Source organism: Aeromicrobium sp. 10G20-16 (assembly GCF_055809665.1).
In genome coordinates this window covers 1,711,447-1,724,832 of sequence record NZ_CM147919.1, presented here as the reverse complement: position 1 = coordinate 1,724,832, position 13,386 = coordinate 1,711,447, and the positions used below count along the sequence as shown (strand labels likewise).

12 protein-coding genes and 1 pseudogene are annotated in these 13,386 nt (G+C 71.2%); 7 read left to right on the top strand and 6 right to left on the bottom strand.

Annotated elements, in window-relative coordinates; genetic code table 11:
• Positions 1-4: 4 nt before the first annotated feature.
• Positions 5-1,282, bottom strand: coding sequence for an Ig-like domain-containing protein (locus tag AC0L5F_RS08640; protein WP_473312914.1), 1,278 nt, complete (start codon positions 1,280-1,282; stop codon positions 5-7).
• A 164-nt stretch (positions 1,283-1,446) separates the two neighbouring features.
• Complete coding sequence (locus tag AC0L5F_RS08635; protein ID WP_473312913.1) at positions 1,447-2,172, bottom strand: mycothiol-dependent nitroreductase Rv2466c family protein; 726 nt, start codon at positions 2,170-2,172, stop codon at positions 1,447-1,449.
• A gap of 98 nt (positions 2,173-2,270) precedes the next feature.
• On the opposite strand from AC0L5F_RS08635, the gene AC0L5F_RS08630 reads away from it, so the two are divergent.
• From AC0L5F_RS08630 to AC0L5F_RS08605, 6 genes and pseudogenes are all read left to right on the top strand, one after another.
• Complete coding sequence (locus AC0L5F_RS08630) at positions 2,271-3,347, top strand: fatty acid desaturase family protein (RefSeq protein ID WP_473312912.1); 1,077 nt, start codon at positions 2,271-2,273, stop codon at positions 3,345-3,347.
• Between the two features lie 105 nt (positions 3,348-3,452).
• Positions 3,453-4,454, top strand: coding sequence for an iron ABC transporter substrate-binding protein (locus tag AC0L5F_RS08625; protein WP_473312911.1), 1,002 nt, complete (start codon positions 3,453-3,455; stop codon positions 4,452-4,454).
• Between the two features lie 152 nt (positions 4,455-4,606).
• Positions 4,607-5,191, top strand: a pseudogene (locus tag AC0L5F_RS08620) (ABC transporter permease); the annotation flags it as partial.
• A 289-nt stretch (positions 5,192-5,480) separates the two neighbouring features.
• Positions 5,481-6,062 (top strand): ABC transporter permease, encoded by a 582-nt coding sequence (locus AC0L5F_RS08615; RefSeq protein WP_473316172.1) that lies wholly within the window; start codon positions 5,481-5,483, stop codon positions 6,060-6,062.
• A complete protein-coding gene (locus AC0L5F_RS08610; RefSeq protein WP_473316171.1) occupies positions 6,059-7,141 on the top strand; it encodes an ABC transporter ATP-binding protein in 1,083 nt (360 codons plus the stop codon). Before AC0L5F_RS08615 ends, AC0L5F_RS08610 begins: the two co-directional genes overlap by 4 nt.
• On the top strand, positions 7,138-9,684 hold the full coding sequence (locus tag AC0L5F_RS08605; RefSeq protein ID WP_473312910.1) for an AMP-binding protein: 2,547 nt from the start codon (positions 7,138-7,140) through the stop codon (positions 9,682-9,684). The genes AC0L5F_RS08610 and AC0L5F_RS08605 overlap by 4 nt, the downstream gene beginning before the upstream one ends.
• A gap of 41 nt (positions 9,685-9,725) precedes the next feature.
• Here the strand turns inward: AC0L5F_RS08605 and AC0L5F_RS08600 are convergent, their stop codons facing one another.
• The gene (locus AC0L5F_RS08600) at positions 9,726-10,661 is read right to left on the bottom strand and encodes an NADP-dependent oxidoreductase (RefSeq protein ID WP_473312909.1); all 936 of its coding nucleotides are present in this window, start codon (positions 10,659-10,661) and stop codon (positions 9,726-9,728) included.
• Between the two features lie 110 nt (positions 10,662-10,771).
• On the opposite strand from AC0L5F_RS08600, the gene AC0L5F_RS08595 reads away from it, so the two are divergent.
• Positions 10,772-11,269 carry a MarR family winged helix-turn-helix transcriptional regulator gene (locus AC0L5F_RS08595; protein WP_473312908.1) on the top strand — a complete coding sequence of 166 codons (498 nt, stop codon included), beginning with the start codon at positions 10,772-10,774 and terminating at the stop codon, positions 11,267-11,269.
• 18 nt (positions 11,270-11,287) lie between these two features.
• Here AC0L5F_RS08595 and AC0L5F_RS08590 read toward each other — a convergent pair whose 3' ends face one another.
• From AC0L5F_RS08590 to AC0L5F_RS08580, 3 genes are read right to left on the bottom strand one after another with little or no spacing between them, the layout of a single operon-like run.
• On the bottom strand, positions 11,288-11,665 hold the full coding sequence (locus AC0L5F_RS08590) for a nuclear transport factor 2 family protein (RefSeq protein ID WP_473312907.1): 378 nt from the start codon (positions 11,663-11,665) through the stop codon (positions 11,288-11,290).
• Complete coding sequence (locus tag AC0L5F_RS08585) at positions 11,662-12,546, bottom strand: acyl-CoA thioesterase (RefSeq protein WP_473312906.1); 885 nt, start codon at positions 12,544-12,546, stop codon at positions 11,662-11,664. The genes AC0L5F_RS08590 and AC0L5F_RS08585 overlap by 4 nt, the downstream gene beginning before the upstream one ends.
• Entirely contained in the window at positions 12,543-13,376 is an 834-nt protein-coding gene (locus AC0L5F_RS08580; protein ID WP_473312905.1) for a DUF1295 domain-containing protein, read from the bottom strand. The genes AC0L5F_RS08585 and AC0L5F_RS08580 overlap by 4 nt, the downstream gene beginning before the upstream one ends.
• Positions 13,377-13,386 lie beyond the last annotated feature (10 nt).

Here is a 13,386-nt window from a genome sequence, read left to right as displayed (position 1 = left end):
GTCGTCAGCCGACAAGCGCGTCCTCGCGTCGACGTCCGCGCGCCAGCAACAGGCCGCCGCCGGCGAGCATCAAGGTGCCGTACCCCAGCAGTCGGTTGTCGGGTGCGCCGGTGTCGGGCAGGACGCCGTCGGGATCGACCGTGATGGTGACCTTGGCGGTGTCGCTGCCGTTGGCCGTGGTGATCCGGTAGGTGAACGTGTCCGTCCCGCTGAAGCTGTCGTCGGCGGTGTAGACCACGTTCTTGCCGGAGACCTTGGCGGTGCCGTGCGACGGCTTCGAGGTGACCGAGACGCCCGTGATCGGAGCGCCGTTGCCCGAGCTGTCGTTCTTGGTCACCTTGATGGTGGTGGGCTCGCCGGCGGTGGCGGTGACCTTGTCGTTCTTGGCCACCGGAGCAGGACCGAAGTCACCGAACAGCACGGTCGTGCTCTTGATGGTGAAGTCAAGTCCCGAGTCGGACCCGGAGAGGCACAGCGGGACGCCGAACTGATCGAAGAAGTCCGGGTCCGGTGCGCAGGGGCCGACCGTGCTGGTCTGCGACACCGGGACCAGCTTGGTGCCGGCGGTCAGCTGCTTGACGGTCGCGCTCTGCCCCGGGCCGAGCGGCAGGCCCTGGTCGTCCGGGAACGGGCCGTCGACCTGCGAGACCCCTCCGCGTTGGGCGCGGAGGGCCGTGTTCGGCGGCGTCGGTCCGTCGAACGTGAAGTCGGTGCAGTACGTGGCAGTGCTGCCCGGCTCCTGGGTCGAGGGGTCGGTGGTGCAGGTGATGACGGTGCCGGCGGGGAACGGCGTGAAGTTGCTGTCGGTTCCGCCGGAGATCGTGATCTGCAGCGTCGAGCCGGCGGTCGATGCGCCCGGAGCGAACGCGCCGGTGGCGCGCTGAACCCCCACGCGGAACTTCTGGAGGCCGTAGTCCGGGACCACGACCTCTTCAGCGGCCTCAACGGCCGCCGGACCCTGCTTGGCGGTGGTTCCGGGAGCCTCGGTCACGACCTTGTCGCTCGGCGGGGTCTGCTCCGGATCGGTCTGCTCGTCGGCGGGCGGCTCGTCGGCAGGAGTCTCGTCGGTGGGAGTCTCGTCGGTCTGGTCGGCCGGCGGGGTCTGGTCGGTACCGGGATCGCTGGCCTCCGACGTGGTCGGATCGGCCGGTGCGACGTCGTCGCCGGGTGCGGCCATCGCGACGGGGGCGACCGCCATGGTGGCGGCGAGGGCTGCGGTGCCGGTGACGGCGACGCGGGCCAGGGCGGTCCGCAGCGCGTGCGGACGGTGGTGCTGGGTCATGGAGTGGACACCTGATTCGTGAAAGGGCCTCGCACAGTGAGAGGCAGATGCAGCATGCCCTATGAAGCCAGTGCTGGGAGGCCGAATCGCCAAACTTTCTCGAACCGATTTTTCAGTGGTCGGTGCTGCTCCCTCCCGCGGGCCAGAACCGGTCAGATATCGCCCTACTTCTTGAGTCGTCTGCTCCCGCCGTGCCAGTCCTCCTGCGCCCCCACGTCGCCCGGCTCGACGCCGAACGACCGCAGCTGCGGCTTCTCGCGCAGGCTCCGCTTCAGCTCGGCGAAACCGCCGAAGGTGGCGAGTCCGACCACGTGGTCCCACAGCACCCCTGCCTCCTCGGCGCTGGGCTGGCGGCTGATCACCGGGCCGAAGAACGCCGCGCCCTCGGGCGGCGCGATGTGCAGGATCGGGGTGCCGACGTCCTTGCCGGTGAGCGAGAGCGCCTCGTCGGTCTCGGCCTGGATCTGCGCGTCGCGGCTCGTGTCGTCGAGCTGCCCGACCAACGACTCCGGCAGGCCGACCTCGCTCAAGGCCGCGGACACCAGCGGTCCCAGGTCCGAGGCGTCGTAGTCCGCCGGCGGGACGTCGAAGATGCGGCTGCTCAGGGCCGGGTACAGGCGGGCGACCGCGTCGGGACCGTGGTCGTCGCGCACGTGGGCCAGCACCCGCAGCATCCGCAGGCCGGCGGTGTGGCCCACCTCGTACTCCGGCGGGAAGTGCGAATCGTAGTCGATGTGGGCGTTCAGCAGTCGCAGCGAGATGAACCGCCACTCCACGTCGTAGCCGCGCTGCTCCTGCACGGTGCGCACCCACGTGCTGGTCATCCAGGCGAACGGGCACACGGGGTCGAACCAGAAGCGGACGTCGGGCGTGGCGGATTCAGGGTTCATGAGGCAAGTGTGCCCGCAGATGCGACGATGGGGGAGCGAGGTCAGGCCCCGACGTCAGTCGCGACGGCTCGCGGAGCCAGCACCTGGAAGCGGTCGGCATGACCACAGACGTCCAGCACTCCGGCGGATCCCCGTCGCCCTACGTCAGTCACTTCACGGACCTGATGCGAGAGGTGCGCGACGCGGGCCTGCTGGAGCGCCGCCGCGGCTACTACGCCCTCCAGATCGGCGCGCACGTCGCTGCGTTCGTGGGCATCTGGGTCGGCTTCGCCCTGCTCGGCAACTCGTGGTTCCAGCTGATCCTCGCCGCAGCGCTCGGCGTGATCGTCACGCAGTTCGGCTTCCTCGGTCATGATGCCGCGCACCGTCAGGTGTTTGCGTCGGGGGCGTGGAACTCGTGGACGGCGCGGATCCTCGCCGGCGCGTTCGCCGGACTGAGCTTCGCGTGGTGGCGGGCCAAGCACAACGCCCACCACAAGGCGCCGAACCTGGAGGGGTACGACCCTGACATCGGGCCCGGGGCCATCGCGTTCACGCCCGGCATCGTGGCCGGCCGGACCACCGGCTTCGCCGGGTGGTTCTCGCAGCGCCAGGGTTGGCTGTTCTTCCCGCTGCTGACGCTGGAGGGCCTGAACCTGCACGCGGAGAGCATCCGGGCCGCACGCGACAAGGCGTCCAACCAGCCGTGGCGGCGCACCGAGCTGTTCCTCGTCGTCACGCGGCTGACGGCCTACGTCGCGGTGCTGCTGGCGTTCCTCCCGCTCGGCAAGGCGGCCGCGTTCTTCGCCATCCAGATGGCCGTGTTCGGGTTCTGCCTGGGCGCGTCGTTCGCCCCTGCCCACAAGGGCATGCCGATCGTCCCGCCGGAGATGAAGCTGGACTTCCTGCGTCGCCAGGTGATGGTGTCGCGCAACGTGAAGGGCAACCCGGTCGTCGACTGGGCGATGGGTGGACTGAACTACCAGATCGAGCACCACCTGTTCCCCAACATGCCGCGCTGCAACCTGCGCAAGGCCCAGCCCTTGGTGCGCGCGCACTGCGAGGCGCACGGCGTCGACTACATGGAGGTCGGGCTGTTCCACTCCTACGCGATCGTCGTCGACTACCTCAACAACGTCGGCATCCGCGCCCGCGATCCCTTCGACTGCCCCTTGGCGGCCCAGCTCCGCGGCTGAGAGATGCACCTCACTGCGGTGGCTCGGGTGGTCCTTCGCAGCAGCAGTACTCTATGGTGAGGCAATCCTAACTTTTCACCGTCTCATCCCTCGGGAGCTCCACCCATGAAGCGCGCTCGTCTCGCCCTCGCCGTCACCCTCGCCGCCACGCTCGTGACGGCCGGCTGCAGCGGCGGCGGTCCGTCGATCACCGTCTACAACGCCCAGCACGAGGAGCTGATCAGCGCCGTCGCCAAGGACTTCACCCAGAAGACCGGCATCGACGTCAAGCTGCGCAACGGCAAGGACCTGGAGATGTCGGCCCAGATCGTGGCCGAGGGTGACCGCTCGCCGGCCGACGTGTTCCTCACCGAGAACTCCCCGGCCATGGCGCAGGTCGAGCGCGCGGGCCTGTTCCAGAAGCTTCCGGCGAAGGTCACGGCCGACATCCCGGCGCAGTACCGCCCGACCAGCAACGACTGGACCGGCTTCGTGGCCCGCTCGACGGTCCTCGTCTACAACACCGACCAGATCAAGGCGTCCGAGCTGCCCGACTCGATCCTCGACCTCGCCGACCCGAAGTGGAAGGGTCGCATCGCCTTCTCGCCGACCGGCGCCGACTTCCAGGCGATCGTCGCCGCGGTGCTCGACCTCGAGGGGAAGGACGCCACGCTGGCCTGGCTGAAGGGCATCAAGGCCAACGGCACCGTCTACGACGGCAACAACGTGGTGCTGCAGGCGGTCAACTCCGGCAAGTCCGAGGTCGGGATCATCTACCACTACTACTGGTACCGCGACCGCGCCGAGAACGGCGACGTCAGTGACAACAGCCAGCTGTACTTCTTCGGCAACCAGGATCCGGGCGCGTTCGTGAGCGTGTCGGGCGCCGGCGTCCTCGCCTCCAGCAAGCACAAGGCGGACGCCGAGAAGTTCATCGCCTACCTCACCAGCACCGAGGGTCAGCAGAAGCTGGCCGACTCCTACGCGCTGGAGTACCCGCTCAACCCGGCCGCGCAGCTGGCCCCGCCGGTGCGACCGTTCAGCGAGCTGCAGCCGCCCAAGGTGAGCGTGTCCGACCTCGATGGCAAGACGGTGGTGGACCTGATGACGCAGGTGGGATTCCTCTGAGCCTGCTCGTTCCCCCGGCGCCCGCGGACTCGGCCGCACCCGGCCCCTCCGACACGACGTCCCGACCGCACGGTCGGCGGCGTCGCTCGGTCGTTCCGCTGCCGCTGCTCGTCGCCGGGATCGCGGTCGCTGCCCTCACGCTGCTGCCGCTGGTGTACGTCGTGGCGACCAGCGCCTCGTACGGTGCGGGCGAGGCGCGAGACTTCCTCTTCCGTGACCGCATCGGCGAGCTGGTGTGGAACACGTCGCGCCTGCTGGTCGGTGGGGTCGTCCTCAGCGCGATCCTCGGGGTCGGCGCTGCGTGGTTGGTCGAGCGCACCGACCTGCCCGGTCGCGGGTGGTGGCACGGCCTGATGTGTGCGCCCCTCGCCGTGCCGGCGTTCGTCAACGGCTACGGCTGGGTGTCCACCACGCAGGCGGTGCAGGGATACGTGGGGGCGGTGCTGATCGTCAGCCTCTCGTACTACCCGCTGGTGTACCTGCCCACCGTCGCGGCGCTGCGCCGCCTCGACCCCGGGCTCGAGGAGGTCAGCTCGTCGCTGGGTCGCACCGCGCCGCAGACCTTCGTGTCGGTGGTCCTGCCCGCGATCAGCCCTGCGGTGCTGGGTGGCTCGCTGCTGGTCGGGCTGCACCTGCTGGCCGAGTACGGTGCCCTGCAGCTGCTCAACTACCCGACCCTCACCACCGCGATCCTGCAGCAGTACGGCACCTCGTTCACCGGATCGGCCGCCACCCTGCTCGCCCTGGTGCTGATCGGCTTCTGCCTGCTCCTGCTCGGCCTGGAGCTCGCTCTGCGCGGTCGCCGGCGCCGCTCCAGGGTCGGCTCCGGTGCCACTCGTGCGGCCAGCCCGATCCGCCTGGGACGCCGTCGCCCGCTGGTGCTGGGTCTGCTGGTCGGGCTGGTGGTGCTGTCTCTGGGCGTGCCGCTCGTCAGCCTCGCGCGCTGGCTCGTGCGCGGCACCTCGACCACCTTCGACGGCGCCGAGCTGCACCTCGGCGGCCGCCACCACCTTGGGCCTGGCGGTCGTGGCCGGAGTGGTGGCCTGCCTCGCCGCGCTGCCCGTCGCCTGGCTGTCGGTGCGTCACCGCAGCGGGATCACCACCGTCGTCGAGCGCAGCACGTACACCGCCAGCGCGATGCCCGGCATCGTGGTCGGCCTGGCGCTGGTGACCATCTCGATCCGGGTGGTGCCGGCGCTCTACCAGACCCTGCCCATCCTGATCGCCGGCTACGTCGTGCTGTTCCTGCCACGGGCGATCGTCAGCGTCCGCTCCACGCTCGAGCTCGCCCCGCCCGCCCTGGAGGACGTCGCGCGGTCGCTCGGGTGCAGTGGCCCCGAGGCCGCCCGGCGGGTGACCCTGCCCCTGATCGCGCCCGGCCTGGGCGCGGCGGTCGCGCTGGTGTCGCTGGCGGTGTCCACCGAGCTGACGGCCACGCTGCTGCTGTCGCCGATCGGCACCACCACGCTGTCGGTGCAGTTCTGGTCCAACGCGTCGTCGGTCGCCTACGGGGCCGCCGCACCGTACGCGCTCGCGCTGATCATCTTGTCCATCCCCGCCACCTGGCTGCTCAGCCGGGTCAGCTCGGGCGGAGGTGCAGCGGCATGACCGCACTCGAGGTGACCGGTCTGCGGGTCGGCTTCGACCGCACCCCCGTGCTGCGCGGGCTCGACCTGCGCGTCGAGTCCGGGGTCACCGCCGTGCTCGGGTCGTCCGGGTGCGGCAAGTCCACCCTGCTGCGCACCATCGCCGGCTTCCTCGAGGCCGAGAGTGGCGAGGTCCGGCTCGGGGGCGAGCTGATGACGCCCTCGCGACCCGGTGGACGGCCGGTGCAGCCGCGGCACCGCAACATCGGCTACGTGCCCCAGGAAGGCGCGTTGTTCCCGCACCTCGATGTCGCGGACAACATCGGCTTCGGCCTCACCACGGGTCGTCGTCGCCGCCCCGACCAGGCGCGGGTCGCCGAGGTGCTCGACCTCGTCGAGCTGCCGACCACGCTGGCGTCGCGCTATCCGCACGAGCTGTCCGGGGGGCAGCAGCAACGCGTCGCGCTGGCCCGTGCGCTGGCACCGGGACCGGCGCTGGTGCTGCTCGACGAGCCGTTCTCCTCCCTGGACGCCGGGCTGCGCGAGGAGACCGGGCGCGCCGTCGTGCGGGCCGTGCGTGCGGCCGGGGCCGCCGCCCTGCTGGTCACCCACGACCAGGGCGAGGCGCTGTCGCTGGCCGACCAGGTGGCGATCATGGCCGACGGGCGGTTCCTGCAGGTCGGCACGCCGCTGGGTGTCTACCTCGACCCGGCCGACGCCGCCGTCGCGACGTTCCTCGGTCATGCCGCGCTCGTGCCGGGCAGCACCAACGGCGGGGGCACGGCGTCCAGCCTGCTCGGACCGCTCCCGCTGCAGGGACACCACGACGCCGGCCGGCTCACCCTCGCGATCCGGCCGGAGCAGATCGAGGTCTCGCGCATGGACGCCGCTCATGACCGCGACACCGCGGGGGCCGTGGCGGCCACCGTGGTCGACGTCAGCTTCTTCGGCCACGACGCCACGGTGCGCGTGCGCGTCGACGACCACCCCGAGGTGCTCACCGCTCGCACCCCGGCCGACTCCGTGCCGCAGACCGGAGACCGGGTGCTGCTGCAGGTGGCCGGTGAGGTGCTGGGCTTCGCGTGCGAGGACGATGTGTGACCGTCGATCACTCCACGGCCGCTGACACCCGGCTCGACCACTTCCTGCTCGGTGGTGCGGCCGACGACCTGGCCCTCGTCGATCACGACGTCGCCCTCACCTACGCCGAGCTCCGGACGGCCGTGGAGGCGCGGGCGCACGAGCTGTCCGGGACCGGACCGCTGGTGCTGCCGATGCGCAACGACCGCGCGTCGGTGGTGTCGTACCTCGCCGCCCTCGCCCTGCACCGTCCCGTGGTGCTGGTGGAGGACGGCGACGCCGCTGCGGACCGGCGGACCGAGATCGAGCGCCGGTTCGGCGCCGCGGAGGGGCCCGAGCCGCACCCCGACCTCGCGCTGCTGCTGTCCACCTCGGGGTCGACGGGGTCGGCCAAGCTGGTGCGCCTCTCGCGCGACAACCTGCTCGCCAACGCCCGCTCCATCGCCGAGTACCTGGGCCTGCGTGCCACCGACCGGTCGATCACGTCGCTGCCGCTGCACTACTGCTACGGCCTCTCCGTGCTGCACAGCCACCTGGTCGCGGGAGCGGCGGTCGCGCTCACGGACCTGTCGGTCACCGAGTGCGGCTTCTGGGACCTCGCTCGCGAGAACCACGTCACGGGAATCGCCGGCGTGCCGTTCACCTTCGACCTGCTGGCCACGCGCGGCTACGCCGACCTCGACCTGCGCCACCTGCGCTACGTGACGCAGGCCGGCGGACGACTGGCGCCGGACCGCGTCCGGGCGCTCGCGCAGCTCGGTCAGGACCGCGGCTGGGACTTCTACGTCATGTACGGGCAGACCGAGGCGACCGCCCGGATGGCCTACCTGCCGCCCGACCTCGCGCGCGAGCGACCCGGCGCCGTCGGCGTCGCGGTGCCCGGTGGCTCGCTGCGCGTGCACGAGCCCGACACCGACGGCGTCGGCGAGCTCGTCTACGCCGGACCCAACGTGATGATGGGCTACGCCACCGACCCCGCCGACCTCGCCCGAGGCCCCGAGCTGGCCGAGCTGTTCACCGGTGACCTGGGTCGCGTCGCCGCCGACGGACTGGTCGAGGTCGTGCGACGCCGCGACCGGGTCGCCAAGGTCTTCGGCCTGCGCCTGGACCTCGCGCACGTGGAGCACGTGCTGGCCGACGTCGACCCAAACGTGCGGGCCGTCGTCGACGGCGACGTGCTGCACCTGTTCACCGATCGGCCCCGCTCCGGGGCACCGGCCCTGCTGGGCGCGGACCGCCGTTTCGGCCTGCCCGCTTCTGCGGTGCGCCTGCACCGCGTGGCGGCCCTGCCGCGCACCGCGTCCGGCAAGGTCGACGAGGCCGCGCTGGTCGAGCACGCCCGCGCCGACACCGGGCTGGCTCCGCAAGCACTGTCGTCGCCGAGCCGGGTCACCGCAGAGTCGTTGCGCGACTTGTACGCCGTGCTGCTGGTGCGTCCGGACGCGGGCGTCGACGACAGCTTCGTGAGCCTCGGCGGGGACTCGTTGTCCTACGTCGAGCTGTCCAGTCGGCTCGGCGCGGTGCTGGGCGCGCTGCCGCGGGCGTGGCCCCGGATGAGCGTCACCGAGCTGGCCGAGGTCGCCGGGACGCGCGACCGGTCGAGCCGGTGGGCCCGGTGGTCGGCGCCGCTGGAGGTCGGCGTCGTCCTGCGGGCCGTCGCCATCCTCATCGTGGTGGTGACGCACGTGGACATCGTGCTGATCCCCGGTGGCGCCCACCTGCTGCTGGCCGTGGCCGGCTACCACCTGGCCCGCTTCACCCTGCCCACGCCGGGACGCGCTGCCCGCACGCGACGCATCCTGTCGGCGATCGCCTCGGTCGCCGTCCCGGCGTCGCTGTGGATCGCCGCCGTCACGATGCTCACCGGCCAGTACCACTGGACCACGGCGGTCTACCTCAACGGCGTGCGCAGCTACCGCAGCGAGGGCGGGCTGCACTGGACCGTCGACTGGCAGTTCTGGTTCCTCGAGGCGATCGTCTGGGGGTTCCTGGCCGTCGCGGCCTTCCTGGCCGTCCCCGCGGTCGACCGGTGGTACCGGCGTTCACCGTTCTCGGTCGCCGTGGTCGTCCTGGCGGTCACCACCGCCTTGCGGTACGCCAGCGTGGGCGTCGAGGGCGAGGGTGTGGAGCGCTACGCCGTGCCGTCGGTGCTGTTCGTGCTGGCGCTCGGGTGGGCGGCGGCCGATGCGCGCTCGCACGCCCAGCGCGTGCTGGTGCTCGTGGTGGCGTTCGCCGGCCTGTGGGGCTACTTCGGTGACCACCAGCGCGAGCTGATCGTGGTCGGCACGGTGGCCGTCCTGCTGTGGCTGCGCCCCTTGCGGCTGCCGGTCGTGCTGGCCCGTCCCGTCGCGGTGCTGGCCGCGTCGTCGCTGTGGATCTACCTGACCCACTGGCAGGTCTACCCGCCGCTGGAGGACTCCGGCCACCCGTACTGGGCCCTCGGCGCGTCGCTGGCCGTCGGCATCGCGGCCAACTCGGCCTACCAACGTCTGCAGCGCCGCTGGCGCCTGCACGTCGCTCTGCACTCCCGTGGAGCGGTGGATCGGGCACCTCGGTCAGGCTGAGAAACCCCAGATCCACCGCCGGACGGGCAGCACGGGTCGTGTCACTCGGGAACCACGACGACCTTGCCGCGCAGGGTGCCGGCGGCCGCTGCTGCGTGGACGCCGGCAAGGTCGGCGAGTCCCACGCGCTGGTCCACGTCGACGGTGATCTCGCCACGGTCGACGCGGGTGGCCAGCTCGGCCAGCTGGTCGCGGTCGCTGCGCAGGTACATGTCGACGCCCCGCACGCCGCGTGCTTCGTCGGTCGGCGCCGGCATCCACACCGTGGTGTTGACGACGACTCCGCCGTCGCGCACCAGTGTGGCGAGCCGGGCGAACGCGTCGGGCTCGATGGAGGCGAGGTTGAGCAGCACGTCGACCGGGTCGACGGCCTCGACGACGTCGGTTGAGGTGTGGTCGACGACCTCGTCGGCGCCGCGTGCGGTGACGGTGGCGCTGCTGCGGGGGCTGGCGGTGGCCACGACGTGGGCACCGGCGGCCTTGGCCAGCTGCACGGCGTAGCCGCCGACTGCGCCTCCGGCGCCGTTGATCAGGATGCGCTGACCGGCGCGGAGATCGGCGTGCTCGAACAGGGCCTGCCAGGCGGTCAGGCCGGCGACCGGAAGTGCTGCCGCGTCAGTCAGCGGGATCGACGTGGGCGCCGCCGCCAGGACCTCAGGCGAGGCGAGCACGTGCTCGGCCGTCGCGCCATTCTCGGTGAACGGAAGGAAGCCGATCACCGCGTCGCCGACGGCGAGGTCCGCCACGCCCTCGCCCAGCTCGTCGACCACACCGGCGACGTCGACGCCGGGGGTGTGGGGGAGGGTCAACGGCATCGCGTCCTGCATGAAGCCGGCGCGGATCGTGTTGTCGATGCCGTTGAACGACGTGCCGGCGACCTTGATGCGGACCTGGCCGGCGCTCGGGACGGGCAGGTCGACCTCCTCGAGACGCAGGACGTCGGGGGAGCCGTACTCGTGGAACTGGATGGTCTTCATGATGTGGCCTCTCGTCAGGTGCTTCGAAACTGAAGCACATTCCTGACGGTAGCAGTGCTGCGAATCTGAAACAAGTGCTACGAATATGAAACATCAGATAGGGTGGGCACATGCCGAAGCCCGAGTCGTCCCTCGACGAGGCGCAGCTGCGCGCGTACTTCGTGCTGATGGACGTCGCCGGGCTGCTCAAGCACGCCGTCGAGCAGCAGCTGCGCGACGTGGGCGACCTCAGCTACGTCCAGTTCCAGCTGCTGGCGCGCCTCGCGCTCGAATCGGCCACCGGCAGCGAGCGCATGACCGATCTCGCCGACGGCGTCGTCTACAGCCGCAGCGGACTCACCTACCAGGCCGGCCTGCTCGAGAAGGCCGGACTCGTCACCCGCGGACCGTCACCGGACGACGATCGCAGCGTCACCGTCACCGTCACCGACGAGGGTCGTGCCCGCGTCGCGGCGGTGCTGCCCGGTCACGCCGAGGTCGTCGCCGACCAGCTGTTCACGGCGCTGTCGGCAGCGGACGCGCGCCGGCTCGCGGACCTGCTCACGCCCGTGCGGGACCGCATGCGCGAGGCCCCGCCCCGCTCCGCTGCCCCGCGCAAGAGGCACTAGCTCACTCCGGAGCCTGACTCACGGGGCGAACTGAGCCGCCTCGGCGGAGTCGATGTACTCGTCGAGGCGGGTGATCTTCCCGTCCTCGACCTGGATGACGACGCAGGCGTGCAGGGCGACCTGCTCGCCGGTGGAGATCCGGGTGCCACGCAGCACGTGCTGCTGCACGGCGCCGCCCTCGAACGCGGTGACCCGGCGCTCGGTGTACTCGCGGTCGGCGACCCAGCGCCCCATGGCCTCCAGCAGGCGGCCGTTCTGCTCGACGGTCGTCTCCTTGTCGTCGTGGTTGTGCCAGATGACGGCGTCGGGCGCGTAGATGTTCGCCAGGTCGCTGGCGTCGCCGGCCTGGGCCGCGACGATGATGCGGTCCAGCAGCTCGATGTTCGGGTGGGTCATGATTCCTCCGGTGGTGGGGTGCGATCGGGGTGATCGCGGATCAGGGCTTCCTGGGCCACGTGGCAGACCGCGTCGCCGTCGGTGTCGAAGACGGCGGCCTCGATCAGCGCGCGGCCCGATGACGCCATCGGTGTCGTGTGCTCGAACAGCAGCCACTCGTCGGCTCGGGCGCTGCCGCGGAACCACATCGTGTGGTCCAGCGACACCGCCACCCAGCGGGCGGCGAGGCTGCGCTCGTACCCGCTGACGTGGCCGTGCGGCGTGACGGCGGTGGACATCAGCATGAGGTCGCTGGCGTAGGCCAGCGCCGCTCGCTGCACCAGCGGGTCGTCGGGCAGTCGGTCGACCGCTCGCATCCAGACGCCGTTGGCCGGAGACGCGGAGTGGGGGATCTCGCCGGGCACGTCGGGGACCAGGCGCACCTCGATGGACGCGAAGTCGTCCCAGAACTCGCCGAGCCCGCCGTCGGCCTCGGCCACCTGCTCGATCGTGGGGCACTCGTCCGGCGGAGGGGTCCGCGGTGCGGGGCGGCTGTGCGACAGGCCCGTCTCGTCGGCGGCGCACGAGACGACGGTGCGGCACAGCAGTCGTTCGTCCTGCCAGGCGTTCACCTCCCGCGTGGCGATGGTGCGCCCGTCGCGCAGGCGCTCCACGGCGAACGTCACCGGACGCCCGGGCACGCCACCGCGCAGGAACGTCGTGTGCGTGGAGTGCACCACCTTGTCCTCCACGCTGGCGCCGGCCGCCATGATCGACTGCCCGACCAGCTGGCCACCGAACAGCTGCGGCAGGCGCAGTCCGTCGGTGCGCCCGATCCAGGTGTCGTCGCCGGCGCGCTCGAGCTCGAACAGGTCGGCCAGGCCGACGGTGGTCTGGCTCATGCCTCGGGAGCGGGAGCCGGCGTGCGCTTCTTCGGCGGCATCGGGAAGAAGCCGCTCGTGCTGGCGACGTACGCGTCGTAGGCCTCGCCGCGGCTGCGGCGCATGCCCTTCTCGAGCAGCGCCTTGCCGCTGTAGCTGACCAGCAGCTTGGTCATGACGATCGGCGACACGATCGCGACCAGGCCCCACGGGGCGCCCAGTGCGAGCAGGAACAGCCCGGCCCAGACGACGGAGTCGCCGAAGTAGTTGGGGTGACGGGTCCAGCCCCACAGGCCGCGGTCCATGATCTGTCCGGCGTTGGCGGGGTCGGCCTTGAAGCGGGCCAGCTGCCAGTCGCCCACGGCCTCGAAGAACAGGCCGATCGCCCACAGCGCGATGCCGATCGCGCCGATGATGCCGATCGAGCGCTCCTGGTACATCGCGAGCTGGACCGGCAGCGACACCAGCACGATCAGCGCTCCCTGCAGGCCGTAGATCTTGCGGATCAGGAACCCGACGAGTGAGCCCGTCTGGTGCCGCATGAGGGCCGTGTACCGCTTGTCCTCGCCGTGACCGCGGTTGCGGTTGCCGATGTAGAGGCCGAGTCGCAGACCCCACGCGGCGGTCAGCAGCAGGACCACCAGGCGGCGGGTGTCGTCCCCGGGCCCGCCGATCGACATCAGGTACGACACGACCGCGGCCACGACGAAGCCGGGGCCCCAGAAGATGTCGATGATCGACTGGTTCTTGATGCGGATGGCCACGGCCATGATCGCGCCGACGAAGACGGTGACGGCCACGACGACCGCCAGCAGGTTGAGGGCGAGGTCGCCCCAGGGGATGTCGTTCATGGTGATCCTT